The following is a 24,223-nucleotide window of genomic DNA, read 5'->3' as shown; positions in this document are numbered from 1 at the left end:
TCAAGTTTGGAGAAGAACATGGCGGGTTTGCCGAGCACGGCGCGCGTGGTGATCATCGGAGGCGGTGCCGTCGGCACCTCCTCGCTCTACCATCTCGCCAAGGCGGGCTGGACCGACTGCGTGCTCTTGGAAAAGAACGAGCTGACTTCGGGCTCGACCTGGCATGCCGCTGGCAACGTGCCGACTTTCTCCTCGTCCTGGTCGCTGATGAACATGCAGCGCTATTCGACCGAGCTTTATCGCGGGCTGGCCGACGCGGTCGACTATCCCATGAACTATCACGTCACCGGCTCGCTGCGCCTTGCCCACACGAAAGAGCGCATGCAGGAATTTCAGCGCGCCAAGGGCATGGGCCTCTACCAGGGCATGGACATCGACATTGTCGGTGTCGACGAGATCCAGCGTCGCTATCCCTTCATCGAGACGCATGACCTGAAAGGCGCGCTCTACGACCCGAGCGACGGCGACATCGATCCGGCGCAGCTCACCCAGGCGCTGGCCAAGGGTGCGCGCGACATGGGCGCGAAGATCATCCGCTTCTGCCCGGTCACAGGCGTGCGCCGTGAGAACGACGAATGGGTGGTCGAGACGGCACAAGGTGAGATCCGCTGCGAGATCGTCGTCAATGCCGCCGGCTACCGCGCCGCCGAAGTCGGCCGGATGTTCGGCCGCGACGTGCCGATGATGGTGATGAGCCATCAGTACATTTTGTTCGAGGAGATTCCCGAACTGGCGGCATGGTCGAAGGAACAGGGGAAGAAACTGCCGCTGCTGCGCGACGTCGACACCTCCTACTATCTTCGCCAGGAGAAGAACGGCATGAATCTCGGCCCCTATGAGCGCAATTGCCGCGCGCATTGGGCCACCCACAACGACCCGATGCCGGAGGATTTTTCCTTCCAGCTGTTCCCCGACGATCTCGACCGGCTCGAACATTATCTGGCCGACGCCGTCGCCCGCGTGCCGATCCTGGGCACCGCCGGCCTGTCCAAGGTCATCAATGGCCCGATCCCCTACACGCCGGACGGCAATCCGCTGATCGGCCCGATGCCCGGCGTTCCCAATGCCTTCGAGGCCTGCGTCTTCACCTTCGGCATCGCCCAGGGCGGCGGCGCCGGCAAGGTGCTGGCCGAATGGGTGACAGAGGGCCAGACCGAATGGGACATGTGGTCATGCGACCCGCGCCGCTTCACCTCCTTTGCCGCGGCGCCGGACTATTGCGTCGCCAAGGGCATGGAGATCTACGGCAACGAATACGCCATCCAGTTCCCGCGCCATGCCTGGCCGGAAGGCCGCGACCGCAAGCTGTCGCCGATCCACGATCGCATCAAGGCGCTCGGCGGCCGCTTCGACGCCTATAATGGCTGGGAGCGCGCCACCTGGTATGCGCAAGAGGGCGATGATATTTCAGAGGAAGCCACGCTGACCTTCCGCCGCGAAGGACCCTGGCACCATCGTGTGCGTGAAGAATGCCTGGCCGTGCGCGATGCCGCCGGCATTTTGGACCTGCCGGGCTTCTCGCGCTTCAACCTCGAAGGCCCGGGTGCCGCCGAATGGCTGAGCCTGCAGGTCACTGGGCTGGTGCCGAAGCCAGGCCGCATCGGCCTGGCCTATTTCGCCGACGACAAGGGCCGTATCGTCACCGAAATGTCCGTGGTGCGCCACGACGACAACCTGATGACGCTGATCACCGCGGCGGTCGCGCAATGGCATGATTTCGAGTGGCTGAAATCGCGCATGCCTGAAGATGCGACCTTCAAGCTGATCGATCGGACCGAGGAATTCTCGACCCAGATCCTGGCAGGCCCGAACTCGCGAAAAATCCTCGCTGATGTCTGCGAAGCCGACCTCACTCTGCCATGGCTGACGCATCAGGAGACAAAGATCGCCGGTCGCTGGGCCAAACTCGTGCGCGTCTCCTTCGCCGGCGAACTCGGCTGGGAAATCCACACCAGGATCGACGACACCGCCGCCATCTTCGATGCCATCTGCGCGGCGGGACAACAGCATGGGCTGAAGCCGTTCGGCATGTATGCGCTGGATTCGCTCAGGCTCGAAAAAGGCTACCGCACCTGGAAGGGCGACCTGTCGACCGACTATTCGATCCTGCAGGGCGGGTTGGAGCGCTTCGTCAAATGGGACAAGCCCGACTTCCGCGGCAAGGCGGCACTCCAGAACGAAAAGCAGCAAGGCGTGAAGAAGCGCTTCGTCACGCTGGTGGTGGAAAACCCCGGCGATTGCGACGCTCCGTCAGTTTCTACACTCTGGCATGACGGCAAGATCGTCGGCGAGACGACGTCGGGCGGCTGGGGTCATCGCATCGACAAGTCGATCGCACTCGGCATGCTGCGCGCCGACCTGGCCGAACCAGGTACATCAGTCGAGGTCGAAATCTTCGGTGACCGCTTTCAGGCGATCGTGCAGAAGGATGAACCGCTGTGGGATCCGAAGAACGAAAGGCTGCGCGCATGAAGAAAATCATCCTCACCGATGGCGGGATGGGCCAGGAACTGGTCCGCCGCAGCAAATCCGAGCCGACACCGCTTTGGTCGGCCAGGGTGCTGATCGACGAACCCGATTTGGTGCGCGACCTGCACGCGGAATTCATCCGTGCCGGCGCACGTGTCATCACCATCAACACCTATTCTGCGACACCCGAACGCCTGGCGCGCGAGGGCGCGGAAGACCTCTTCAAGCCATTGCAGAAGCGCGGCATCGAATTGGCCAGGCAGGCCCGCGACGAGGCCGGCGATGCAGCCATCGCCGGCTGCCTGTCGCCGCTTTTCGGCAGCTATGCACCGGCACTGACCATTTCCTTCGAGGACACGCTCGATATTTACCGCCGCATCGTTGCCGAGCAGGCCGATGGCGTCGACCTGTTCCTGTGTGAAACCATGGCGTCGGCGGACGAAGCCCGCGCGGCGGTCACCGCGGCATCGGAAAGCGGCAAGCCGGTATGGGTGTCGTGGACGCTGGCCGACCACGGCAAGCCACGGCTGCGCAGCGGCGAGACAATAGCCGCCGCGGCAGGCGCGCTCGATGGCCTGGCAGTCGCCGCGCGGCTGGTCAATTGCTGCCGGCCGGAAGCAATCGCCGCGGCTTTGCCTGAACTGATCGACCTCGGCGGCCCGGTCGGCGCCTACGCCAATGGCTTCACTTCAACCGAAGCACTCAAGCACGGCGGCACCGTCGATGTGCTGCACGCCCGTCACGACCTTGGCCCGGATGCCTATGCCGACCAGGCGATCGGCTGGGTCGAGGCTGGGGCAAGCATCGTTGGCGGCTGCTGCGAAGTCGGACCGCCGCACATCGCCGCCCTGCGCGACCGGCTCGAACAGGCCGGCTACGAAATTTCGGGAGTTTTGCATGCCTAGACCATCATCGCGTATTTCCGGCATCGTGCCTTCGGGCAAGGACGGCTGGGAAGTCCATTTCGCCGCCTGGACGCGCAAGGAGGCCGGCGAAGACATCATCATGCTGTCGGTCGGCGACCATGATTTCGACACGCCTTCGCAGACCATCGAAGCCTGTGTGACCGCGGTTCGCGGCAGCAATCATCACTACACCCCGCTTCCCGGCTTGCCGCGCCTGCGCAGGGCGATGGCGGCGGCCTCGACCGCCTGCACCGGCGTCGAGACGTCGCCGGATCAGGTGATCGCCACACCGGGTGGCCAGGCCGCACTCTACGCCGCCGTGCAGGGCGTGCTCGACCAGGGCGATCACGCCATCGTCGTGGCGCCCTATTATGCCACCTATCCCAACACGTTCAGCGCCGCAGGCGCTGATTTCACCGTCGTTGAGACACCGGCCGAGGATGGCTTCCAGCCGCGTGCCGACATGATCCGCGCGGCAATCCGGCCGAACACGCGCGCCGTCCTGATCAACACGCCGAACAATCCGACAGGAGCTGTCTATTCGCGCGAGCGGCTGGAGCAGTTGGCAGAAGTCTGCCGGGAGCACGACCTCTGGCTGCTGTCGGACGAAGTCTACTGGACGCTCGGCGGCGGCGAGCACGTCTCGCCGCGTTCGCTGCCAGGGATGGCCGAGCGTACGCTGGTCATCAATTCGATGTCCAAGAGCCACGGCATGACCGGCTGGCGCATGGGCTGGCTGACTGGGCCGGAGGAGATGATCACGCTCATGATCAATCTCAATCTGGTGACGACCTACGGCCTGCCGGCCTTCATCTCGATCGCTTGTTCCGAGGCACTGGAGAACCGTTACGGCGTCAAGGAGATCGCCGAACGTTACGCGGCACGCCGCACCGTCTTGCTCGACGCCGTGCGGGGCATGAACGATGTCACCGTGCGCGGTTCGGAGGGCGGCATGTATGTCATGCTCGACATCTCGGCCGTCGAACCGGACGACGAGAAATTCGCCTGGGCCCTGCTCGACAACGAAAAGGTTGGCGTGATGCCCGGCTCCAGCTTCGGCGAGGCGGCCGCCGGCCACATTCGCATCAGCCTCTGCCAGCCCGAACCCGTGCTGCAGGAAGCTGCACTTCGTCTGCGCCGCTTTGCTTTCAGCTACCGTCGCGAGGCAGCATGACCGCCAAGGCAGTTCCCGCCAAAGCAAGAGCGGTCATCATCGGCGGCGGCGTTTCCGGCTGTTCGGTCGCCTATCACCTGGCCAAGCTCGGCTGGACTGACATCGTGCTTCTCGAACGCAAACAGCTGACGTCGGGCACGACATGGCACGCCGCCGGCCTGATCGGCCAGTTGCGCGGTTCGCAGAACATGACACGGCTGGCCAAATATTCCGCCGATCTCTACGTCAAGCTGGAAGCCGAGACCGAGGTCGGCACCGGCATGCGCCAGGTCGGTTCGATCACCGTGGCGCTGACCGAGGAGCGCAAGCACGAGATCTACAGGCAAGCGTCGCTGGCGCGTGCCTTCGATGTCGACGTGCGTGAGATTTCGCCCAGGGAAGTCAGCGAGATGTACCCGCATCTCAATGTTTCCGATGTCGTCGGTGCCGTGCATCTGCCGCTCGACGGCCAATGCGACCCCGCCAACATCGCCATGGCCCTGGCCAAGGGCGCGCGCCAGCGCGGCGCCACCATCGTCGAGAATGTGAAGGTCACCAAGGTCCATACCAAGGCCGGCCGCGTCAGCGGCGTGTCCTGGGCACAGGGCGAAGACCAAGGCACGATCGAAGCCGACATCGTCGTCAACTGCGCCGGCATGTGGGCGCGCGAACTGGGAGCGCAGAACGGTGTCACCATCCCGCTGCATGCCTGCGAGCATTTTTACCTCGTCACCGAACCGATCCCCGGCCTCACCCGCCTGCCGGTGCTGCGCGTGCCCGACGAGTGCGCCTACTACAAGGAGGACGCCGGCAAGATGATGCTGGGCGCTTTCGAGCCGGTGGCAAAACCCTGGGGCATGGACGGCATAAGCGAGGATTTCTGCTTCGACCAGTTGCCGGAGGACATGGAGCATTTCGAGCCGATCCTCGAAATGGGCGTCAACCGCATGCCGATGCTGGCGACCGCCGGCATCCACACCTTCTTCAACGGTCCTGAGAGTTTTACGCCCGACGACCGCTACTATCTCGGCGAGGCGCCGGAACTGTCCGGCTATTGGATGGCGACCGGCTATAATTCGATCGGCATCGTCTCCTCCGGCGGCGCCGGCATGGCGCTGGCGCAGTGGATCAATGACGGCGAAGCTCCCTTCGATCTCTGGGAAGTCGACATCCGCCGCGCCCAGCCGTTCCAGAAGAACCGCCGCTACCTCAAGGAGCGCGTCTCCGAAACGCTCGGCCTGCTCTATGCCGACCATTTTCCTTACCGCCAGATGGCGACCTCGAGGAATGTCAGGCGTTCGCCGCTGCACGAGCATCTGAAGGCGCGCGGCGCCGTGTTCGGCGAAGTCGCCGGCTGGGAGCGCGCCAACTGGTTCGCCCGCGAGGGCCAGGAGCGCGAATACCGCTATTCCTGGAAGCGCCAGAACTGGTTCGACAACCAGCGCGAAGAACACCTCGCGGTCAGGAACGGCGTCGGCCTGTTCGACATGACCTCGTTCGGCAAGATCCGTGTCGAGGGCCGCGACGCCTGTGCTTTCCTGCAAAAGCTCTGCGCCAACGATATGGATGTCGCGCCGGGCAAGATCGTCTACACCCAGATGCTCAACCAGCGCGGCGGCATCGAGAGCGATCTGACGGTCTCGCGGTTGTCCGAGACGGTTTTCTTCCTCGTCGTCCCAGGCGCCACGCTGCAGCGCGATCTCGCTTGGCTGCGCAAGCACGTCACCGACGAGTTCGTCGTCATCACAGACGTGACGGCGGCCGAAAGCGTGCTCTGCCTGATGGGCCCGGACGCAAGAAAGCTGATCCAGAAGGTCAGCCCCAACGATTTTTCCAATGATAAAAATCCGTTCGGCATGTTCCAGGAGATCGAGATCGGCATGGGCCTGGCCCGCGCCCACCGCGTCACCTATGTCGGCGAGCTCGGCTGGGAACTCTATGTCTCGACCGATCAGGCGGCTCATGTCTTCGAGGCGATCGAGGAGGCCGGTGCGGATGTCGGGCTGAAACTCTGCGGCCTGCACACGCTGGATTCCTGCCGCATCGAAAAAGCGTTCCGGCATTTCGGCCATGACATCACCGACGAGGACAATGTGCTGGAAGCCGGCCTTGGCTTCGCGGTGAAGACCGCCAAAGGCGACTTCATCGGCCGCGATGCCGTGCTGCGCAAGAAGGAAGCCGGCCTGTCACGCCGGCTCGTCCAGTTCCGCCTGAAGGATCCAGAGCCCCTGCTCTTCCACAACGAAGCGATCCTGCGCGACGGCAAGATCGTCGGCCCGATCACTTCAGGCAATTACGGCCATCATCTCGGCGGCGCGGTCGGGCTAGGCTATGTGCCATCCGAGGGCGAGAGCGAAGCGGATGTGCTGGCTTCATCCTACGAAATCGAGATCGCCGGCGAGCGCTTTGCGGCGGAAGCCTCGCTGAAGCCGATGTATGATCCGAAGGCCGAGCGGGTGAAGATGTAGCGCCTCTTACCCTCCCCCTTGTGGGGAGGGTCGGCTCGCGGTCGGAGCAGAGCGGAGATTGCGGGACGGGGTGGGGATAGCGCCCTACGAGACCCCGCTTCTCAAAACCGCTCCAGCTTTACCCGCACCTTCGCCAGAAACGCCGCCCTTGTCGCCGGCGTCGAGGCATCCATCAAATAGTGCGCCAGGAAAAACGTCCGGCAGCGCGTCGCGCACAGCGCCCGCATGCCGCGCAGCAGGGTCTTGCGTCCCGGCTGGCCGACGACGACGCTCCACCAGGTCGGGGCGCCGCAGGTGGTGATGACACCGACCTTGGTCACATGCGTCATCAGCGACTTGATCCGCCCCTTGCCGGCCGGCAGCTTGAAGGCGACGTCCGTCGCCCACACCCGGTCGAGCCAGCCCTTCAGCATCGCCGGCAGTCCGTACCACCAGGTCGGATATACAAACAGGATCGCTTCGGCCCAGTTGAGCAGCTCGAAATGCGGCTTCAGCGCCGGGTCCTGCGGCGCCTGGTCATTGTAGGAGCGTCGCTCGTCGCAACCCATCACCGGGTCGAACTTCTCGGCATAGAGGTCGAGCAGCCGCACCTCCCAGCCTCGTCGCATCAGCACCTCGACGGCGCTGTCGCGAATGGCCGCACAGAAGCTGTCGGGCACCGGATGGCAGTAGACCACCAGCGCACGCATCAGAAGGCATCCATGCTGGCCGCGACCTTGGCAATGAATTTCCGCCGTGTGTCATCGGTCGAGAGATTCATCGCGTAGTGCGCGAGGTAGGTCACCGGCGCGCCCGGTTTGACGGTGGCGCGCAGCATGCGCTTGATCAGTTTGCGCGGCGGATCGCCCATCAGCATGGCGCGGAACCGGCTGCCGCCATAAGTGGTCACCGCCGCAACCTTGCGTATGTTGTGCAGCGACGGCTGCGCCTTGCCGTCGACCAGCTTGAACGACACGCCGGGAAGGAAGACGCGATCGAAAAAGCCTTTCAGTATCGCTGGAAAGCCATAGTTCCAGACCGGATAGGAAAGCACCAGCGCATCGGCTCGCAGCAGGCGTTCGACATAAGGTGCGGCAGCGTCAGCGGCGCCGCGCGGATTGTGGTAGTCCAGCCTTTCCTGCCGCGTCATCCGCGGATCGAAATCCTCCGCGTAGAGGTCGCAGTCATCGACCGTATGGCCCGCCGCCGTCAACCGCTCTACGATCATGCGGTGCAGGCCGGCATTGAAGCTGGTCTCGACCGGATGCGCGTAAAGGACGAGGATGTTCACAGGGGAATATCCGCAAGGTCAGTGCGAGGCACCCCCCTCTGCCCTGCCGGGCATCTCCCCCGCAAGGGGGGAGATCGGACTGCCGCATTGCTTTCGCCAACTGTCAACGCCACAGAATGGTCGAGACTCAGAAGCTGCCAATCTCCCCCCTTGCGGGGGAGATGTCCGGCAGGACAGAGGGGGGTGTTCAAGCGCGAACCTCTCCTCATCCCGCCCTCTGCAACCCCTTGAACAAGAACGTCCGGCCCGAACGGTAGTCGTAGTCCGGGTTTTCCCAGGCGATCATCTTGCCGGGGTTGAGCAGGCCTTGCGGATCGGTTTCGCGCTTGAAGGCAAGCTGCACGGCATCCGTCTGCTTCATGCCGCCCTCTTCCAGCGTGTAGCGGTGCGGGTTGAAGATCGGGCAGCCATTCTCCTCGTGCAGGCGCACGATCTCGTCGAGCCGCGCCTCGGTGGTGAACTTGACCAGCGACAAGCCGAAACAGGTGATGTTGCCATCCAGCCGCACGAATTCCAGATGCGAGAATACCTCGCCCGGAAACATCGCATCCATCTTTTCGACCAGCGCGAGCTGGTTGGGGAAGGGATAGAGCGACTGCAGATAGGTGATCGAAGGATCGACGCGCAGTGCCCTCAGCGTGGTGTGGTTCCAGGCCAGTTCATAGGCCGGCGGCAGGCCCTTTTTCTCGTCCGGCGTCGCTGAGGCTGCATTGAAGATCACCTCGCCACCGGCACGCCTGGTGAAGGCCAGGAAGGCATCGAGCCCATGCCGCGCCACCATGACGACGCAGATGCTTTGCCCCTGCTTCAGGAATTTCTGGTGCCGCTTGAAATAGAGCTGCGGCACGGGTGCCGCTATCGGCGTGATCAGCTTGGTCAGGATACCGTCCTGACAGGCCAGCGCATTGCCATAGCGCGCCGCATCCATGAAAGCGTCGAAGCCGACGACGACGTCGATCCATTCATAAGCCGCGGTCAGCGGCATCTCGACCTCCGATATGATGCCGTTGGTGCCGTAGGCATGGGTCACCTTGTGCAGATCCTCGCCGGTGAGTTCGAGCGCTTTCGGCTCGGCTTCCATCGTCACCACGCGCAGCCGCAGCACATTGCCGAAGTCGCGCAGGCCGCCGAAATTGATCGAGCCGACGCCGCCCGAACCGCCGGCGATGAAGCCGCCGATCGAGGCGGTGTTGTAGGTGGACGGCGACAGCCGCAGCTCCTGCCCGGAATGCGCCCGCGTCGCCTTATCGATATCGGCCAGAATGGCCCCCGGTCCGGTCACCACGCGACCTGGCGCGATCGAGTTGATCTCGTTCATCTCGGCGAGGTTGAGCACGACGCCGCCCGAAAGCGGCATCGCCTGGCCGTAATTGCCGGTGCCGCTGCCGCGCGGCGTCACCGGCACGCCATGGCGATGACAGGCCGCAAGCACACGGATCAGTTCAGCCTCGTTCCTCGGCGTCACGATCAGATCGCCGGTGACATGGTCTAGCTGCTGCTTCAGCACCGGGCTGTACCAGTAGAAGTCACGGCTCTTCTGCTGGACGATGGCCGGATTGTCGTCGACCTTCAGGCCTTCGAGATCGCGTTTGAGCGCCGAAACGTCCATCATTCCACCATCAGTTCGTCGAGTTCGGCATAGTCGGGCAATTGCCGGTCGATCGCCTTGCCGCCGCGCACCACGATGCGATCCGATTCGGGCCGCGAGAGCAATTCCGTCCAGCTTCGGCCTTTGAACAGGACAAAATCGGCATCGCCGCCGGCGGCAAGCGTGCCGAAGCCATCAAGCCGCATCACCTTGGCCGGCGTCGCGGTGACCGCTTGCGGCCAGTCGGCGACCGGATGATCGAAGTGCAGGATGCGCGTCGCCATGCGGTAGACCTCCAGCATGTCGAGGTCGCCATAGGCATAAAATGGGTCACGCGTATTGTCGGATGCGACGGCAACCGCAATGCCCCTCGCCTTCATTTCGTGCAGCAGCGTCACACCACGCCAGCGCGGCGTGGTGCCGTCGCCGCGCCGATCCTGCAAATAGAGATTGCACATCGGCAATGAAACGACGGCTAGCCCTGCCTTCGCCACCTTGTCCAGCGTGTCGAGCACGTCGAGTTCCGGCTGGCGCGCAAGCGAGCAGCAATGGCCGACGAGGATCTTTCCTTCGAAACCGTTCCAAAGTGCGGCCTCGGCGATCTTCTTCAGCGATATGGCGGAGATGTCATCGGTCTCGTCGGCATGGAAATCGAGATCGAGGCCATGCTTGATCGCTTGCGCGAAGACATGGTCGAGCAGTTCTTCGAGGTCCGGCACCATATAGGTGACGACACCGAGCACGCCCTTTGCCGCGGCAACCCTCTTTGCCAGCCTGTCGAACCACTTTTTGTCGCGTACGCCTTCGATGCCGAGCAAACAGGCGCCCTGCAACTCGATGCGGCCGCGCCATGCCTCGCGCATCGTCTCGAACACCGGCCAGGAGATTTCTTCCTGCGGCGCGACACTGTCGAGATGCGTGCGCATTGCCCTGGTGCCATGGGCGTAGGCTGAGCGCAGCGAGAAATCCATCCGTTTCGCAACGTCCTCGGCGCTCCAGCGTGCCACACGATCGGCGCCGGCGGCATTCAGCGCGCCCAAGAACGTGCCGTCGGGATTGGGCTTTCGCGGCCAGATATGGCCCTTGTCGATATGCGTGTGGCAGTCGACGAAGCATGGCAGCACGATGCGGCCGCCAAGATCGACGGCATCAGCAGGCGCTGCACGACCGTGGGCGGCAATGCCTGCGATTTTGCCGTCCGCGATAGTGACGTCGGCAAGCGCAAAGCCATCCCTGTCGAGAGCAGCGCCAAGGCCTGGGGTCAGGGATGCGTGAAGCCTGACATTGGCGAGCCGGTATGAACCTGTGTTCGGAATCAAGGGCCTAGCGCTCCTGCTTCAGTGCGCTTTCGTGCCAGCGCCGCAAAATGAGATGCGAAATCAGCGACAGCACGAGGAAGATCAAAATGCCGGTCAGCGAGATCAGGAACAGCGCCGCGAACAGCCGCGGCGCGTTGAGCCGGTAACCGGCCTCGATGATGCGCGAGGCAAGGCCGGACGACTGGCCGGTGGTGCCGGCGACGAACTCGGCCACCACCGCGCCGATCAGCGACAGGCCGCCGGCGATCTTCAGCCCGCCGAGGAAATAGGGCATCGCGGCCGGCAGCCTGAGATAGCGCAATTGCTGCCAGCGCGTCGCGCCATTGAGCTTGAACATGTCGCGCAGATTGCGGTCGACGGAGTTGAGGCCAAGCGTGGTGTTGGACAGGATCGGAAAGAAGGCGACGATCCAGGCGCACAGCAGAAGCTTGGTCGTCTGGTCGTTCACATAGATGTTGATCAGCGGAAAGATCGCCACGATCGGCGTCACCTGCAGCACGATGGCGAAGGGAAAGAACGACATCTCGACCCATTTCGATTGCGCGAACAGCACCGCCAGCCCGACCCCGCCGACGACCGCCAGAGCCAGGCTGAGGAAGGTGATGCGCAAGGTCACCAGCAGCGAGGAAAACAGCAGGCCGGCGTCGTTGTAGAGCGTCCACAGCACCACGCCCGGGCGCGGCAGGATGTATTGCGGAATCGCGTTCCAGACGCAGATGCGATCCCACAGCCAGATCGCCAGGATCATGATCGTTAGCGGCAGCAGCCAGCGGCCGATCCGTTCGAACCGCTCTTGGCGCACGCGGCGCGCTTCCTCGGGGTCGAGTTCGAGCACGCGCTCGTCAATGGCCGTCATGATGCGCGCCTGCTGTTGAATTGATGGCATTGACCAACACATCGGAGGCCTGACGGCAGAGTGCCGCATAGTCGGGCGAGGTGCGAAACGCCTCGTCGCGCGGATAGGAGGCCTCGATGGCGAGTTCGTCGAACACCCTGCCCGGCCGCGCCGCCATGACGACGACGCGGTTGGAGAGGAACACGCTTTCAAAGACGCTGTGGGTGACGAAGACGACGGTGAAGCGTTCGTCCTGCCACAGCTCCAGCAGATCGTTGTTGAGCTTGAAGCGGGTGATCTCGTCGAGTGCCGCGAACGGTTCGTCCATCAGCAGCACGCGCGGTTTGGTCACCATTGCGCGCGCGATCGAGACGCGCATCTTCATGCCGCCGGACAGTTCGCGCGGCACCGCGTCTTCGAAACCGGTCAGGTGCACCCGCGCCAGCATCTCCGTGATCGCCGGTGTCGCCTTGGCGCGCGAAATGCCTTTCAGCCGAAGCGGCAGCCAGACATTGTCGAAAACATTGGCCCAGGGCAGCAGCGTCGGCTCCTGGAAGACGAAGCCGATGTTCGAACGGTCAAGCGAGCCACCGCCGCGCCAGTCGAGCACGCCGGAGGTCGGCGTCGACAGGCCGGCGATCAGCCGCAGCGCCGTCGACTTGCCGCACCCCGACGGCCCAAGCAGGCTGAGGAAATCGCCTTCCCGGATGGTCAGGTCGACGTCGCTGAGCGCCGTCACGCCGTTGGAAAATACCTTGCCGACGCCGCGCAGCGCCAGAAGCGTCGGGGCCGTACCCGACACAGCCGGCGCTGGCGCCACTTTTTCCCTTATCATGCCGGGACCGGCCTATTTCTTCAGCTCGAGCCCGACGCCCTTGTTGATGAAGGTCAGCGTGTAGGCCTTCTTGATGTCGATGCCGGCTGGCGTGACCTTGGCCTTGACCATCTTGTCGTAGAAACTCTTGATCCGCTCGTCGGTCATGGCGCCGATGCCGAGCTTTTCGGTGTCGCCGGAATCGGCCAGGCCGAACTTCTTCATCTGCTCGATCGAGAACGCGATCTGCTCGTCGCTCATGTCGGGATTGTCTTTCTTGATCAAGTCGTTGGCGGCCTTGTTGTCGCCGTAGAGATATTTGTACCAGCCCTTGGCGGAGCCATCGACGAAGCACTGGACCACCTCCGGCTTCTTGTCGATCGTGTCCTGCATCACCTCGATCGTCGTCGAGTAGGTGTCCCAGCCATAGTCGGCGAGCAGGAACTGGTTCGGCACGAAGCCGCCTTCCTTCTTGACCGCGAACGGCTCGGAGGTGACGTAGCCCTGCTGGATCGACTTCTTGTTGGCGAGGAAGGGAGCGGTGTTGTAGGTGTAGGGCGCGCGCTTGGAGGCATCGAAGCCGAGTTCGATGACCATCCACTGGAAGAAGGTCTGCACGCCCTCGTCACCCAATATGTACTGGTCGGCGTTCTTCAGGTCCTCCCATTTGTCGAGCCCTTCGCCGGGATGGGACATGATGACCTGCGGGTCCTTCTGGAAATCCGCCGCCACCACCCGCATCGGAATGCCTTGCTGGACGGCATCGAAAGCCGACAGCAGATTGCCGCCCATGTAGAAATCGATCTTGCCGGCCAGCAGCATCGGCCGGCCGCTGACCTGCGGACCGCCCTGCATAATGGTGACGTCGAGGCCGCAGGCAGCATAGGTGCCGTCCGCCACGGACTGGTAATATCCGCCATGCTCCGGCTCGGCCAACCAGTTGGTGCCGAAGGTGACTTTCTCATTCGCAGCAGCACCCAGCGTGCTGGCTGCAAGCAGGGCCACAACCGCCACCGAGATCTTCTGTTTTCCGTACATCGACACCACCCTCTGTTTGCTCCGGCGCGCCACGCGCCAGGCTCGACACCAAAGATTCAAGAAGCAAGACACATGCCACCGGCGTCTGGCGCCGGGGCCGCCCGCTTGAAAGACGTTGCCATGCCAAGCGCGGACGGGTCATGCTGTACGGAAGGCATCGTGCCTATTTTTTGAACGGCTGTCCATAATCGCCCGGGCAACATGCACCGCCATCTTGAAGGTGTAGTGGGTCCGGCTTTAGGCTGACGGCATCCAGGAGATTGCCATGTTCAGATTCCTCACCCCGAAGTCGATCAAGCCGCCCTTTGCCCGCTACAGCCACGGCGTCGAGGTGCCGGCTGGCAAGCGGCTGGTGCTGTGCTCGGGTCAGGTCGCCATCACCGCGGACGACCAGATTCCCGAAGACGCCGGCGCGCAGGCCGAACTCTGCTTTCAAAACATCGCGGCGATTCTCGGCGAAGCCGGCCTGGGTCTGAGGGATATCGTGCGCATCAACACCTATGTCACCGATCGCGCGCATCTGCGGCCCTATATGGATGTCCGCGACCGGCTGTTTTCCAGCCCCGCGCCGGCCTCGACGCTGATGATCGTTTCCGGCTTTGCCCGCCCCGAATTCAAGGTCGAGGTCGAGGCCATCGCGGCCGGGTGATCGACAGACCGCGCTTGCCGCGCTAGGTCTGCCGGACCATTGAAGAGGCATGACATGACCGTACCCAAAAGACGTGTGTGGTGGGGCGACTACCGGACCACCGAATACGCCTCGATCGATCCGGAGGCGACGATCGCCGTGCTGCCGGTGGCGGCGATCGAGCAGCATGGGCCACATCTGCCGGTCTCTACCGACACTTCGATCATGAACGGCATGCTCGACACGGTTATTTCGAGCCTGCCCGACGATCTCGACATCCGCATCCTGCCGGTCCAGGCAGTGGGCAAGTCGAACGAACATCTGCACGCGCCGGGCACCCTCACTCTGCCGGCAACCACGCTGATAGAAGCCTGGACCGAGCTTGGCCTGTCGATCGCTCGCGCCGGGGTGCGCAAGCTGATCGTGGTCAATTCGCATGGCGGCAACGAAGAGATCATGGGCATTGTCACGCGCGAACTGCGCGTGCGTGAAAAGATGCTGGCGGTAAAGACCAGTTGGCAGCGTTTTGGTCGTCCGGCCGGCATGTACACCGAACTGGAGGACCGTCACGGCATCCATGGCGGCGATGTCGAGACCTCGCTGATGCTGCATTTCCGGCCGGACCTCGTCGACATGGGCAAGGCCGACAATTTCGTTTCCAATGTCGCCAAGGCCGAGAAGGAATTCTCGCTGCTGCGCCACACCGGCACCCACGCCTTTGCCTGGATAGCTGGCGATCTCAACCCGAACGGCGTCGTCGGCGATGCCAGCATCGCGACGGCGGAGAAGGGCCGGCTGACGGCAGAATATCAGGCCGACGGGTTCATCAGCCTGCTGCGGGATGTGCGCAAGGCGAAGCTCGCGGACTGGTTGACGTAGCCTCCAAACCAGTGGTCTGGCATCGAAAGGCAAACGCTGTCCTCTTGAACAAACCAGGCGACGGAGGGCGGATCAGACGATCACGCTTTTGCACAGAGAGATTTCCGCACAAGAGATTTTGACAAACTTTGCCAAAATGGGCCATACTGGACGGGATATGGAGGCCAGTATGGCAACGATGAACGTATCATTGCCCGATCCGATGAAAGATTGGGTTGAGGCGCAAACCGAAACGGGCCGCTACGCCAACGCGAGCGATTATGTGCGCGATTTGATCCGTCGGGATCAGGAGCGCAACGACAAGATTGCCGCCATGCAGCGCTTTGTCGATGATGGCTTGAAGAGTGGCATCGGCAATCGATCCAGGGACGCGCTTTTCACGGAGGCGGTTAAAGGCGCTGAAAAGCCATCCGGCAATAGGTAGTGGGATTTCGCCTTTCTTTAGCCGCGGAAGAGGACATCGTCGGTATTGCCGAGCAAGGGGTGCGCCGTTCGGCGCTGTGCAGGCCAGACAGTATCATGACGAGTTGTTCACGATCTTTGACCTGATCGCTGCCAGTCCCCGAATAGCGCGAGAGCGGCTTGAATTGAGGCCACCGATGCGTATCCATCCCTTCAAAGCCCATCTTGTCGTCTACCGGATCGAAGCCGACGGCGACGTGTTCATTGTCCGGGTACGCCACGGGCATGAAGATTGGGCGAATGAAGGCACTCGATAATCGAACAACGACATGGGGCAGCTAGCTGTCGATCCTCAGCGCAAAGGGCGTGCCTTCAAAGGCATCCGCACCGCGCCCGATCGATTCGATTGCCTCGATCATGCGGCCGTTGCGATCAAGCAGCGCATCGGCCACCGCAATCAGCCGCGGATTGGGTGTCGCCGATGGCGACAGCGTCCGCAATGTCTGAGCCAGTTCGGCCTCATCGCGTTTCGGCGCCAATGCCGCCGCAATGATGTAGGCGGAGGCGGTCGAGCGGCTGATGCCGGCATAGCAATGCACGAGCATCGGCCTTGCCCGGTCCCAGCGGCGCGCGAAATCGAGCAGGTTACGGACATGCTCCTCGCCCGGCATGGTCATGCCGTCCTGCGCCGCCGCGATGTCATGCATGACCAGATGCAGATGGTTTTCTCGGGCGATCGACGCCGGACGGACCACCTCCGTTCCGGCGGCAAGCAGCGACAGCATGCGGTCGGCGCCGGTCCTGGCCACCGTTTCCTCGATCTTTGCCAGCGAACAGACATGGATCATTGTTCCGAACCCTTCGATTGATCCTCGCGCCGCGACGCCCATTCGGCAAGAGCGGTCTCGAGCCGCTGCCATTCCTCCTCACTTCCCGGCAGGCCGGCGCGCAGAACGTCAGGCCGATCGGCAAAATGGCGAAGCAGGATGCCGCGCTCGCCGAGCGCGGCAAACAAATCGGCGGCATTGGTCAAACTGAGGAAACGATACAATGTGGTGCCGCCCGCTACGGGTACGCCGAAGCGGGCCAACAGCGCGTCGAGCCGCGCCGATGCGCCGGCAAGGGATGATCGCATCGCGTCCTGCCAGCCGATGTCGGCAAGCGCGCGGATGCCGTATTCCAGCGCCGGGCCGGCAACGGCCCATGGCCCGAATTGTGTTTCCAGCCGTTCGACCGTCACAGCATCGGAAAGTGCAAAACCGAGCCGCAGCCCGGCCAGGCCGAAGAACTTGCCGAACGAACGCAGCACGACGATACCGCCCTGGCCGACATCGCCGCAGAGGCTATGCTCGCGCGGCCCAACATCCATGAACGCCTCGTCGACAACCAGCAGCCCGCCCTTGGCGCGCAATCCGGCAGCCAGAGCCAGCAACCGGTCGCGCTCGATGACACGTCCATCCGGATTGTTCGGATTGACGATGATGGCAAGGTCGGCGTCCGCCAGGTCAGCGAAATCGCCGACCTCGGTCACCGCGTGCCCGGCGATCACTGCTGCGCGGGCATGTTCGGCGTAGGTCGGACCCAGCACCAGCGCCCTTCCGGGGGTAATCAGCGAGGCGACGCGCGGCAACAGGATCTGCGTGCCCGGTGCCGCCACGATGTTGGCTGGCGACGGCGCCCCATAGGCACTGGCAGCGATCTCTGTCAGCTCACGCGTGCGCGCGGCTTCCGGCAACCGCGACAGCGAGGTGGCGGGCAGGTCGAAAAGCGGGTAGGAGTGCGGATTGATACCGGTCGAGAGGTCGACGAATGGCAGCAGGGCGTTGGGAAAAAGCCCCCTCGCGCGGCCAAGACTTCCACCATGGTCCACAACCGCCCCATTAAGAAGCTTCATGTCAGTCCTGATCGCTTTCCTGTCATTGGCCGTCGAATTCGCCCTCGGTTACCCCGATTGGCTGTTTCGCGCCATCGGCCATCCGGTGACGTGGTTCGGCAGGCTGATATCCTTTCTCGACCACAGGCTCAACCGCGCCACTGATCCCGACGCGCTGCGTCGCAAGCGTGGTGTCCAGGCGCTGCTGGTCATCGTGCTGGTGCCGGCGATAATTGGCCTGGGCGTGCAGATCCTGTTCTGGTTTGTTCCCATGGGCCTCGTCATCACGGCCCTTCTGGCAACGTCGCTTCTGTCGCAAAAGAGCCTCTATGAGCATGTCGAGGCGGTGGCTGACGCGCTCGACACCGGCGGCCTGGCTTTGGGCCGCGTTGCCGTTTCGCGGATCGTCGGCCGCGACCCTGAAACGCTCGACAGGGCCGGCGTCTGCCGCGCGGCGATCGAGAGCCTGGCCGAGAATTTCTCTGACGGCATCGTCGCCCCCGCCTTCTGGACCGGCGTCGGCGGCCTGGCCGGCGGCGCCGCCTACAAGGCCGCCAACACCGCCGATTCGATGATCGGCCACCGCACCCCGCGCCACGAGGCGTTCGGCTGGGCAGCGGCGCGCTTCGACGACTGGATCAATCTGCCGGCGTCGCGGCTGACGGCGCTGCTGATCGTGCTGGCGGCGTTCCTCGTCAAAGGCGCTGATGCGAAAAATGCCTGGCATGCGGTATTGCGCGACGCGAAAAAACATCGCTCACCCAATGCCGGCTGGCCGGAAGCGGCGATGGCTGGCGCGCTCGGCCTGGCGCTCGCCGGGCCGCGCAGCTACGGCGGCGTCCTGGTCGACGACGTCTTCATGGGCGAAGGTGGGCGGCGCGAAGCCGACAGCCTCGACATCAGGCAGGCGCTGAAACTCTATCGCGTTGCCGACTATCTGCTGATCGCCCTGTTCGGGTTGGTTTCGGTCGTTGTCATCGTGACGTGATCTCACGCTCCCCCTTGTGGGCAGGGCTATCGCATATGGAATTCCTGAGATGTCTGCCCGGCACGGACCCCCACCCCTAGCCCCTCCCCACAAGGGCGAGGGAGACTTCCGCTGGCGCCGACCCAAGCGAATCGCCTGTCTTTTCGGCGCCAAAGAAGAATTAAAGGCACGCGGCAGCGTTCCCTCCCCCTTGTGGGGAGGGTTAGGGTGGGGGTCCCTCTTCGCAAGAATCCATATGCGATAGCCCTGCCTTCAAAGGGGGTAAGAAGCCTCAGAACTCGATTCCCTGCTGGGCCTTCACGCCCGCGGAAAAATGATGCTTGGTCACGCCCATCTCGGTGACGAGGTCGGCCGCCTCGACCAGCGCCGGCTTGGCGTTGCGGCCGGTGACCACGACATGCAGGCCCTCGCGCCGCGCTTTCAGCGCCGCAACCACCTTGTCGAGATCGAGATAGTCGTAGCGCAGCGCGATGTTCATCTCGTCGAGCACCAGCAGGCTGATCGACGGGTCGGCCATCAGCTCGAGCACCTTGGCCCACGCGGCTTCGGCCGCGGCGATGTCGCGCTTCAGATCCTGCGTTTCCCAGGTGAACCCCTCGCCCATCGCGTGCCAGACGACGCGGTCGCCGAAGGCGGCGAACGCATCCTTCTCGCCGGTGTGCCATTTGCCCTTGATGAACTGGACGACACCGACGCGCTTGCCGTAGCCGAGCATCCGCAGCGCCAGGCCGAAGGCGGCCGTGGTCTTGCCCTTGCCGGGGCCGGTGTTGACGATCAGCAGCCCCTTCTCGACCGTCTTGCTCGCCACCTCGGCATCCTGCACCGCCTTGCGCTTAGCCATCTTGGCGCGGTGGCGTTCTTCGTCCTTATCGTCGATGTCGGTCATGTCATTTCACCTTGAGCGGCAGCCCCGCCACCATCAGCAGCACCGTATCGGCAATCGCCGCGACCTGCTGGTTGAGCCGGCCGGCGGCATCGCGAAACCGGCGCGCCAGTGCATTGTCCGGCACGATACCTTGGCCGACTTCATTGGACACCACGAACCAGGGTCCGCGCGGCCGCGACAGCACCTCTGCCAATCGGCGGCATTCCAGCTCGAAATCGTGTTCGGCCAGCATATGGTTGGTCAGCCACAACGTCAGGCAGTCGACGAGTACCGGTTGGTTATCAGGCAAGGCGGCAAGCGCGCCGGCGAGATCGAGCGGTGCGTCGATGGTCGTCCAGCCTTCGCCGCGCTGCGACCGGTGCAGCGCGATGCGCTCACGCATCTCGTCATCCCAGGCTTGCGCCGTGGCGATATAGGTCCAGGGCGGCGGCAAGGCGGTCGCCAGGATTTCGGCGTGCGCGCTCTTGCCGGACCGCGCACCGCCGATGAGGAAGGTCAGTGTCTTGCGATCAGGCAAAGCTGTCGCGCAGGCTGGTCGCGGTGCCGGTGAAGCGGCCACGCACCACACCGACGACCGCGCCGAGCACCAGCCAGAACACGAGGTTGGTCACGGTCACCGCCACCACGAACTGGTGATGCAGCCCTTCCGGAATCGCCGTCTCGTAACTGTCGGGCTGCGGTGCACCGACAACATGCGGTGCGACGATCAAAAAGACGGCAAGGATCGCCAGCGGCAGCGACTTGCGGAACGCGATCAGGCCGAGACCGGCAGCGGTTGCCGCCACCGTTGCCCACCACCAGATCTGCCGCTGGGTGAGATCGGCGGCCGGCATGGCAGGCAATTCCGGCGGCAGGCCGAGGCCCGGTGCCAGCGTGAACACGGCAAAGCCGGCAAGGCCCCAGAACACGCCCTGGCGCCAGCCACCGATGCCGCCGGCGAATTCGGAGACCGCGACCAGGATCAAGGCGAAGCCGATGCCGGTGACGATATTGGCAAGCACGCTGAAGGCGAAACGCTCGAAACCGTCTGCCGGCGCCCAACCTTCGTCTGCCGGAGCGGCTTCCGCCGCAGCCGGGGCAGCAGAGCTCATCGCATCTCCCGCCGGAGCAGTTGTGCTCATGGCATTGCTATCCGTTGCGGCCGGAGCGCCATGGTCATGGTGATGCCCGCCGCCCGCCTGTTCGTAAACTTCCGCCTTCAGGATCAGCGGCACGGTGGCATAGGCCTGCAGGCAGGCGAGGACGACGCCGGCCACGAGCCCTGCGATCGCCGCGATGAACACGACGTTGCGAAACAGATTCATGATGTCAGCCCCTCGTCAGTGGCAGGGAAACGCCATCGAATGGCGATAGTCGTGAGCCGCATTATGGACGGCATCGATATGCGAGAAGCCGACAAAGCCCATCACGAAAATGCCGAGCAGCGCGGCAAGCGCGAGCTGCATGAAGCGCGACTGCGAGGAGACGGAGGCGCCGAGGGAGACGGAAGCGGTAGTCATGTCTTGTCCTTTCGCCCTCCACCCGAGGGCATCGAAGTCAGTTTCCTGTCGCCGGCAGGTCTCCTGGCTCGCGGATCAGCATCCTTCCCCACCTTCCCGAAGAAAAATCTTCAGTGGCATATGGAGAGGACTACCGCACACAGTTGCGGGGGCAGCCACGGCATTGGGCGAATTCGCCCGCACCGCATTCCCTCTTGGCTCCAAAATGGAACCGGCGACACCGGCGACTATAGGCAGAATCCTCGCCTCCGGCAAACCAAATTCCGCCGGCGGCCATTGCGAATGCGCCATGAAGGTCAAAGCGATTTCGGCAGATAGCGCCACGTCACAAAGCCGCAGACCGCCGCCAGCAGGCCGAGCGTGACGAACACCGCGCCAAGGCCGAAGAAGGCCAGCACCACCGAATAGACCAGCGGCGGCGTCAGCTCGGAAAAGTCGAGATAGGTGCGGTAGACCGCCGCCATCTGCGATCTTTCATAGGAGCGCACCGAACGCATGAAGGCGGTCGAGCCGAGCGCGTCGAGCGCAATGGTGAAGAAGGCGCCGCAGAGCAGGAAGGCGCCGGTGAGCAGCGGCACGGTTTCGCCGACGAAGCCTGCCGCCAGCAGCGTGGCCGACATGGCGAAATAGGCGAATGTCATGGTCCTGCGGCCGCCAAAGCGCTTTCCTGCCTTGCCCCAGAAGATGGCCATGAACAAAAGCGCGTTGCCGGCCGAAACCAGCAGGCCGCCGGCCAGCTTGCCCTCGCCGGTGATCACCATGAACAGCGGCCCGTAGACGAAGAACGTTGTCCAGAAACAGGAGCGGCCGAAGGCAATCAGCCAGGCCAGCCTGAGCCTGGGCTGCGCGACGAAGCGGCCGATATTGGCGAGCGGATTGACAGGGCGCGTCTTGCCCGGACGGATGGACTGGGTGTCGCCGAGGCGGTAGGTCCAGAACAGCGCCAGCAGGGCAAACGCGAACACCGCGACCGCACCGTGCGCGGCATAGATGCCGAAGCGCGTGTAGAGGAAGATGCCGAGCGTCGGCCCACCGGTCCAGGCCAGCATCGACCACGCCATGCGCAGCGATTCGGCCTGCATGAAGTCGGTCTTGCGGATGTGGTCCATGATGTAGAGGTTGAGCGTGATCGACAGCGCGCTGGCGCCCATCACCCGGCACAGCATGCCGGCCAGTTGCCCGGCAAGCGTGTCGGTGACGAAGAACAGCGAGCCGACGGCCAGCAGGCAGGCGCCTGATGTGTAGACCCAGCGGCGGGCAAAGCGGCGGATCAGCATCGGCATGAACAATGTCACCGACAGGCCGAGCATCGCCACGACTGTGTAGAGCATCGACACGATCTGCTCGTTGTGCAGGATTTCATAGGCCTGGATCGGGATGACGCTCGACACCGTGGCGCGGGCGAAGGATTCGACTGCATAGAGCGACGCGAAGGTGCGCGCGTCCGCGGCCTTGAGAGCCGGCAGCCAGATCGGATGGCGCACATGGGTGGACATTGCTTTCCCCGAAGCAGATTCACCGGGTTAAATCTGCCGTGGCGACCCCAGTGCCAATAAGAGGAAACCGACGTGCATCCGGCAAAAGCGAAGCCGGCCAAAGGCTTCCCGGCACTGGCCCAATGCCGCGGCCGATCCGGCGTTATCGGCAGGATTGCCGGTCTTCTTTTGTCCGGGGCAACCGTGATAGTCCTCCAACGGGGCTGAATCAGAATGCGAGACCATGAGCATCCAAACGCCGACCGCACCCGTTCAGGATCGACCAAAGCGCATCGTCGTCATCGACATCGTGCGCGGCATCGCGCTGATCGCCATGGCAAGCTACCATTTCACCTGGGATCTGGAGTTCTTCGGCTACACCGATCCCGGCCTGACCGCCTTCGGCTGGTGGAAGATCTACGCGCGCTGCATAGCCTCGACCTTCCTGTTCCTGGTTGGCGTCAGCCTGTACCTCGCCCATGGCCGACAGATCCGCTGGAACGGCTTCTGGAAGCGGTTTGCCATGGTCGCCGGAGCCGCGATCGCGATTTCGGTCGTCACCCGCATCGCCACCCCGGATGGATTCATCTTCTTCGGCATTTTGCACGAGATCGCGCTGGCCAGCCTGCTCGGCCTCGCCTTTCTGCGGCTGCCGGCACTGCTGACGCTTGTCGTCGCCGCGCTCGTCATTGCGGCGCCTGTCTATCTGCGCCTCGAGGCGTTCGATCACCCATGGCTGTGGTGGGTAGGCCTGTCGGCTAACAATCCACGCTCCAACGACTACGTTCCGTTGTTTCCATGGTTCGGCGCCGTGCTTGCAGGCATCGCGGTGACGAAACTCGCCGCCGGTTCAGGCGTGCTTGCCCGGCTTGCCGAATTGGCGCCCGGTCGCTGGGCCAACCCGCTGGTCTTTATCGGCCGGCACAGCCTGGCGTTCTACCTGATCCACCAGCCATTGCTGATCGGCTGCGTCTGGCTGTTCTCGCAGATCATGCCGGCGCAGGTCGAAACCCCGCAGGTGAATTTCCTCAAAACCTGCCAGCTGTCCTGCGAGCAGTCGCGCGACACCGAGTTCTGTACGAGCTACTGTGTCTGCATGCTCGATACGCTCGAGGGCGAGGCGACGCTTGATCGGCTCTACAACAACGACCAGACTGCGGAATGGAAGACGCATCTGTCCGATCTCGCCGGCATGTGTACCGCCAAGACGGACAGCAAGTTGATGGAGGAAGGGGTCAAATGACCGAGAACCAGCCGAAGCCGGGGCTCATACCGTGGCCGCCGCTGATCTACACCGCCGCCATCGCCATCAGCATCGCGCTGGGCCTGCTCTATCCCCTGCCCTGGATCGGTGACCTCCTGGGCGACATTCTTTTCGCCGCCGGCTGGGTGGTGCTGCTTGCCGTTGCAGCGCTCTGGGTCACCGCGATCCGCACCATGGTCCGCGCCAAGACCACGCTGAACCCGAACGCTGTGCCCGATCACCTGGTCACCACGGGTCCCTTCGGCATCACCCGCAATCCGATGTATCTGGCCAACACCCTGCTGTTGATCGGCGTCGCCTTTGTCTCGGGCATCGTGTGGTTCCTGCCGCTCGCCTTCATCGCCGCCTATGCCACGCAAAAAATGGCGATCGAAGGCGAGGAAAAGATGCTGGCGGCAAAATTCGGCAAGAAATACCGCGACTACGCCAAACGCGTGCGCCGCTGGATTTGAGCTGGCGCTCCGGTTTCC

24 protein-coding genes, 1 pseudogene and 1 riboswitch are annotated in these 24,223 nt (G+C 63.5%); of the genes and pseudogenes, 11 read left to right on the top strand and 14 right to left on the bottom strand.

The window, feature by feature from the left end; all coding sequences use genetic code 11:
* Nucleotides 1-18: 18 nt before the first annotated feature.
* The 4 genes from NKH06_RS00390 to NKH06_RS00375 are packed head-to-tail and all read left to right on the top strand — an operon-like array spanning nt 19 to nt 6,995.
* Entirely contained in the window at nt 19-2,472 is a 2,454-nt protein-coding gene (locus tag NKH06_RS00390) for a GcvT family protein (RefSeq protein WP_352629334.1), read from the top strand.
* On the top strand, nt 2,469-3,374 hold the full coding sequence (locus NKH06_RS00385) for a homocysteine S-methyltransferase family protein (RefSeq protein ID WP_023812346.1): 906 nt from the start codon (nt 2,469-2,471) through the stop codon (nt 3,372-3,374). Before NKH06_RS00390 ends, NKH06_RS00385 begins: the two co-directional genes overlap by 4 nt.
* Entirely contained in the window at nt 3,367-4,548 is a 1,182-nt protein-coding gene (locus NKH06_RS00380) for a pyridoxal phosphate-dependent aminotransferase (protein WP_352891841.1), read from the top strand. Before NKH06_RS00385 ends, NKH06_RS00380 begins: the two co-directional genes overlap by 8 nt.
* On the top strand, nt 4,545-6,995 hold the full coding sequence (locus NKH06_RS00375) for a GcvT family protein (protein ID WP_352891839.1): 2,451 nt from the start codon (nt 4,545-4,547) through the stop codon (nt 6,993-6,995). Before NKH06_RS00380 ends, NKH06_RS00375 begins: the two co-directional genes overlap by 4 nt.
* A gap of 101 nt (nt 6,996-7,096) precedes the next feature.
* On the opposite strand, the gene NKH06_RS00370 is transcribed toward NKH06_RS00375, so the two are convergent.
* From NKH06_RS00370 to NKH06_RS00340, 7 genes are all read right to left on the bottom strand, one after another.
* Nucleotides 7,097-7,684, bottom strand: coding sequence for an NAD(P)H-dependent oxidoreductase (locus NKH06_RS00370; protein WP_352891837.1), 588 nt, complete (start codon nt 7,682-7,684; stop codon nt 7,097-7,099).
* Nucleotides 7,684-8,265 carry an NAD(P)H-dependent oxidoreductase gene (locus NKH06_RS00365; protein WP_352609492.1) on the bottom strand — a complete coding sequence of 194 codons (582 nt, stop codon included), beginning with the start codon at nt 8,263-8,265 and terminating at the stop codon, nt 7,684-7,686. Before NKH06_RS00365 ends, NKH06_RS00370 begins: the two co-directional genes overlap by 1 nt.
* 205 nt (nt 8,266-8,470) lie before the next feature.
* Nucleotides 8,471-9,874, bottom strand: a complete 1,404-nt coding sequence (locus NKH06_RS00360) for an FAD-binding oxidoreductase (RefSeq protein ID WP_352891950.1) — start codon at nt 9,872-9,874, stop codon at nt 8,471-8,473.
* Nucleotides 9,874-11,172, bottom strand: coding sequence for a cytosine deaminase (locus NKH06_RS00355; RefSeq protein ID WP_352891835.1), 1,299 nt, complete (start codon nt 11,170-11,172; stop codon nt 9,874-9,876). The genes NKH06_RS00360 and NKH06_RS00355 overlap by 1 nt, the downstream gene beginning before the upstream one ends.
* Before the next feature lie 4 nt (nt 11,173-11,176).
* Nucleotides 11,177-12,028 carry an ABC transporter permease gene (locus NKH06_RS00350; RefSeq protein ID WP_128304401.1) on the bottom strand — a complete coding sequence of 284 codons (852 nt, stop codon included), beginning with the start codon at nt 12,026-12,028 and terminating at the stop codon, nt 11,177-11,179.
* Nucleotides 12,015-12,842, bottom strand: coding sequence for an ABC transporter ATP-binding protein (locus NKH06_RS00345; protein ID WP_352439846.1), 828 nt, complete (start codon nt 12,840-12,842; stop codon nt 12,015-12,017). Before NKH06_RS00345 ends, NKH06_RS00350 begins: the two co-directional genes overlap by 14 nt.
* A gap of 12 nt (nt 12,843-12,854) precedes the next feature.
* The gene (locus tag NKH06_RS00340; RefSeq protein ID WP_127258460.1) at nt 12,855-13,859 is read right to left on the bottom strand and encodes an ABC transporter substrate-binding protein; all 1,005 of its coding nucleotides are present in this window, start codon (nt 13,857-13,859) and stop codon (nt 12,855-12,857) included.
* A 265-nt stretch (nt 13,860-14,124) separates the two neighbouring features.
* Here NKH06_RS00340 and NKH06_RS00335 point away from each other — a divergent pair, with 265 nt between their 5' ends.
* The 4 genes and pseudogenes from NKH06_RS00335 to NKH06_RS00320 all read left to right on the top strand — a co-directional run bounded on the left by NKH06_RS00335 (nt 14,125) and on the right by NKH06_RS00320 (nt 16,085).
* Nucleotides 14,125-14,508, top strand: coding sequence for a RidA family protein (locus NKH06_RS00335; protein WP_023812356.1), 384 nt, complete (start codon nt 14,125-14,127; stop codon nt 14,506-14,508).
* 54 nt (nt 14,509-14,562) lie between these two features.
* Nucleotides 14,563-15,366, top strand: a complete 804-nt coding sequence (locus NKH06_RS00330; protein WP_352891833.1) for a creatininase family protein — start codon at nt 14,563-14,565, stop codon at nt 15,364-15,366.
* A gap of 169 nt (nt 15,367-15,535) precedes the next feature.
* A complete protein-coding gene (locus NKH06_RS00325) occupies nt 15,536-15,790 on the top strand; it encodes a type II toxin-antitoxin system ParD family antitoxin (RefSeq protein ID WP_352891830.1) in 255 nt (84 codons plus the stop codon).
* Nucleotides 15,790-16,085: pseudogene (locus NKH06_RS00320) on the top strand (type II toxin-antitoxin system RelE/ParE family toxin). The gene NKH06_RS00325 and the pseudogene NKH06_RS00320 overlap by 1 nt, the downstream one beginning before the upstream one ends.
* Before the next feature lie 21 nt (nt 16,086-16,106).
* On the opposite strand, the gene NKH06_RS00315 reads toward NKH06_RS00320, so the two are convergent.
* Nucleotides 16,107-16,616, bottom strand: coding sequence for a tyrosine phosphatase family protein (locus tag NKH06_RS00315; protein WP_023812360.1), 510 nt, complete (start codon nt 16,614-16,616; stop codon nt 16,107-16,109).
* The gene (gene cobD, locus NKH06_RS00310; protein WP_352891829.1) at nt 16,613-17,662 is read right to left on the bottom strand and encodes a threonine-phosphate decarboxylase CobD; all 1,050 of its coding nucleotides are present in this window, start codon (nt 17,660-17,662) and stop codon (nt 16,613-16,615) included. The genes NKH06_RS00315 and cobD overlap by 4 nt, the downstream gene beginning before the upstream one ends.
* On the opposite strand from cobD, the gene cbiB reads away from it, so the two are divergent.
* On the top strand, nt 17,661-18,629 hold the full coding sequence (gene cbiB / locus NKH06_RS00305; RefSeq protein WP_352439842.1) for an adenosylcobinamide-phosphate synthase CbiB: 969 nt from the start codon (nt 17,661-17,663) through the stop codon (nt 18,627-18,629). The genes cobD and cbiB overlap by 2 nt on opposite strands.
* 271 nt (nt 18,630-18,900) lie before the next feature.
* Here cbiB and cobO read toward each other — a convergent pair whose 3' ends face one another.
* From cobO to NKH06_RS00280, 5 genes are all read right to left on the bottom strand, one after another.
* A complete protein-coding gene (gene cobO / locus NKH06_RS00300) occupies nt 18,901-19,515 on the bottom strand; it encodes a cob(I)yrinic acid a,c-diamide adenosyltransferase (protein ID WP_352439841.1) in 615 nt (204 codons plus the stop codon).
* A 1-nt stretch (nt 19,516) separates the two neighbouring features.
* Nucleotides 19,517-20,032: a bifunctional adenosylcobinamide kinase/adenosylcobinamide-phosphate guanylyltransferase gene (cobU, locus tag NKH06_RS00295; protein ID WP_352891828.1), complete on the bottom strand. Its 516-nt coding sequence runs from the start codon at nt 20,030-20,032 to the stop codon at nt 19,517-19,519.
* Nucleotides 20,025-20,819 (bottom strand): CbtA family protein, encoded by a 795-nt coding sequence (locus NKH06_RS00290; RefSeq protein WP_352439839.1) that lies wholly within the window; start codon nt 20,817-20,819, stop codon nt 20,025-20,027. Before NKH06_RS00290 ends, cobU begins: the two co-directional genes overlap by 8 nt.
* Before the next feature lie 15 nt (nt 20,820-20,834).
* Entirely contained in the window at nt 20,835-21,014 is a 180-nt protein-coding gene (locus NKH06_RS00285; RefSeq protein ID WP_013531117.1) for a CbtB domain-containing protein, read from the bottom strand.
* Nucleotides 21,015-21,050: 36 nt separating this feature from the next.
* A riboswitch (cobalamin riboswitch) is annotated at nt 21,051-21,254 on the bottom strand.
* 56 nt (nt 21,255-21,310) lie between these two features.
* Nucleotides 21,311-22,510, bottom strand: a complete 1,200-nt coding sequence (locus tag NKH06_RS00280; protein WP_352632394.1) for an MFS transporter — start codon at nt 22,508-22,510, stop codon at nt 21,311-21,313.
* 223 nt (nt 22,511-22,733) lie between these two features.
* Between NKH06_RS00280 and NKH06_RS00275 the strand changes: the two genes are divergently transcribed.
* Entirely contained in the window at nt 22,734-23,732 is a 999-nt protein-coding gene (locus NKH06_RS00275) for a heparan-alpha-glucosaminide N-acetyltransferase (RefSeq protein WP_352612451.1), read from the top strand.
* The gene (locus NKH06_RS00270; RefSeq protein ID WP_023812367.1) at nt 23,729-24,205 is read left to right on the top strand and encodes a methyltransferase family protein; all 477 of its coding nucleotides are present in this window, start codon (nt 23,729-23,731) and stop codon (nt 24,203-24,205) included. Before NKH06_RS00275 ends, NKH06_RS00270 begins: the two co-directional genes overlap by 4 nt.
* The last annotated feature ends 18 nt before the right edge of the window (nt 24,206-24,223 follow it).

The organism is Mesorhizobium sp. M1342 (genome assembly GCF_040317955.1).
Classification (GTDB): domain Bacteria; phylum Pseudomonadota; class Alphaproteobacteria; order Rhizobiales; family Rhizobiaceae; genus Mesorhizobium.
The sequence above is the reverse complement of the archived record's forward strand: the minus strand, read 5'-3'. Positions and strand labels throughout refer to the sequence as shown.

Bases quoted from the DNA above. Each gene is read 5' to 3' on its own strand.
- NKH06_RS00370 (WP_352891837.1), bottom strand. From the start codon at position 7,684: ATGCGTGCGCTGGTGGTCTACTGCCATCCGGTGCCCGACAGCTTCTGT.
- NKH06_RS00360 (WP_352891950.1), bottom strand. From the start codon at position 9,874: ATGGACGTTTCGGCGCTCAAACGCGATCTCGAAGGCCTGAAGGTCGAC.
- NKH06_RS00345 (WP_352439846.1), bottom strand. From the start codon at position 12,842: ATGATAAGGGAAAAAGTGGCGCCAGCGCCGGCTGTGTCGGGTACGGCC.
- NKH06_RS00350 (WP_128304401.1), bottom strand. From the start codon at position 12,028: ATGACGGCCATTGACGAGCGCGTGCTCGAACTCGACCCCGAGGAAGCG.
- NKH06_RS00380 (WP_352891841.1), top strand. From the start codon at position 3,367: ATGCCTAGACCATCATCGCGTATTTCCGGCATCGTGCCTTCGGGCAAG.
- NKH06_RS00390 (WP_352629334.1), top strand. From the start codon at position 19: ATGGCGGGTTTGCCGAGCACGGCGCGCGTGGTGATCATCGGAGGCGGT.
- NKH06_RS00280 (WP_352632394.1), bottom strand. From the start codon at position 22,510: ATGTCCACCCATGTGCGCCATCCGATCTGGCTGCCGGCTCTCAAGGCC.
- NKH06_RS00270 (WP_023812367.1), top strand. From the start codon at position 23,729: ATGACCGAGAACCAGCCGAAGCCGGGGCTCATACCGTGGCCGCCGCTG.
- NKH06_RS00275 (WP_352612451.1), top strand. From the start codon at position 22,734: ATGAGCATCCAAACGCCGACCGCACCCGTTCAGGATCGACCAAAGCGC.
- cobD (WP_352891829.1), bottom strand. From the start codon at position 17,662: ATGAAGCTTCTTAATGGGGCGGTTGTGGACCATGGTGGAAGTCTTGGC.
- NKH06_RS00340 (WP_127258460.1), bottom strand. From the start codon at position 13,859: ATGTACGGAAAACAGAAGATCTCGGTGGCGGTTGTGGCCCTGCTTGCA.
- NKH06_RS00315 (WP_023812360.1), bottom strand. From the start codon at position 16,616: ATGATCCATGTCTGTTCGCTGGCAAAGATCGAGGAAACGGTGGCCAGG.
- NKH06_RS00290 (WP_352439839.1), bottom strand. From the start codon at position 20,819: ATGAATCTGTTTCGCAACGTCGTGTTCATCGCGGCGATCGCAGGGCTC.
- NKH06_RS00325 (WP_352891830.1), top strand. From the start codon at position 15,536: ATGGCAACGATGAACGTATCATTGCCCGATCCGATGAAAGATTGGGTT.
- NKH06_RS00285 (WP_013531117.1), bottom strand. From the start codon at position 21,014: ATGACTACCGCTTCCGTCTCCCTCGGCGCCTCCGTCTCCTCGCAGTCG.
- NKH06_RS00335 (WP_023812356.1), top strand. From the start codon at position 14,125: ATGTTCAGATTCCTCACCCCGAAGTCGATCAAGCCGCCCTTTGCCCGC.
- NKH06_RS00385 (WP_023812346.1), top strand. From the start codon at position 2,469: ATGAAGAAAATCATCCTCACCGATGGCGGGATGGGCCAGGAACTGGTC.
- cbiB (WP_352439842.1), top strand. From the start codon at position 17,661: ATGTCAGTCCTGATCGCTTTCCTGTCATTGGCCGTCGAATTCGCCCTC.
- NKH06_RS00375 (WP_352891839.1), top strand. From the start codon at position 4,545: ATGACCGCCAAGGCAGTTCCCGCCAAAGCAAGAGCGGTCATCATCGGC.
- NKH06_RS00330 (WP_352891833.1), top strand. From the start codon at position 14,563: ATGACCGTACCCAAAAGACGTGTGTGGTGGGGCGACTACCGGACCACC.
- cobO (WP_352439841.1), bottom strand. From the start codon at position 19,515: ATGACCGACATCGACGATAAGGACGAAGAACGCCACCGCGCCAAGATG.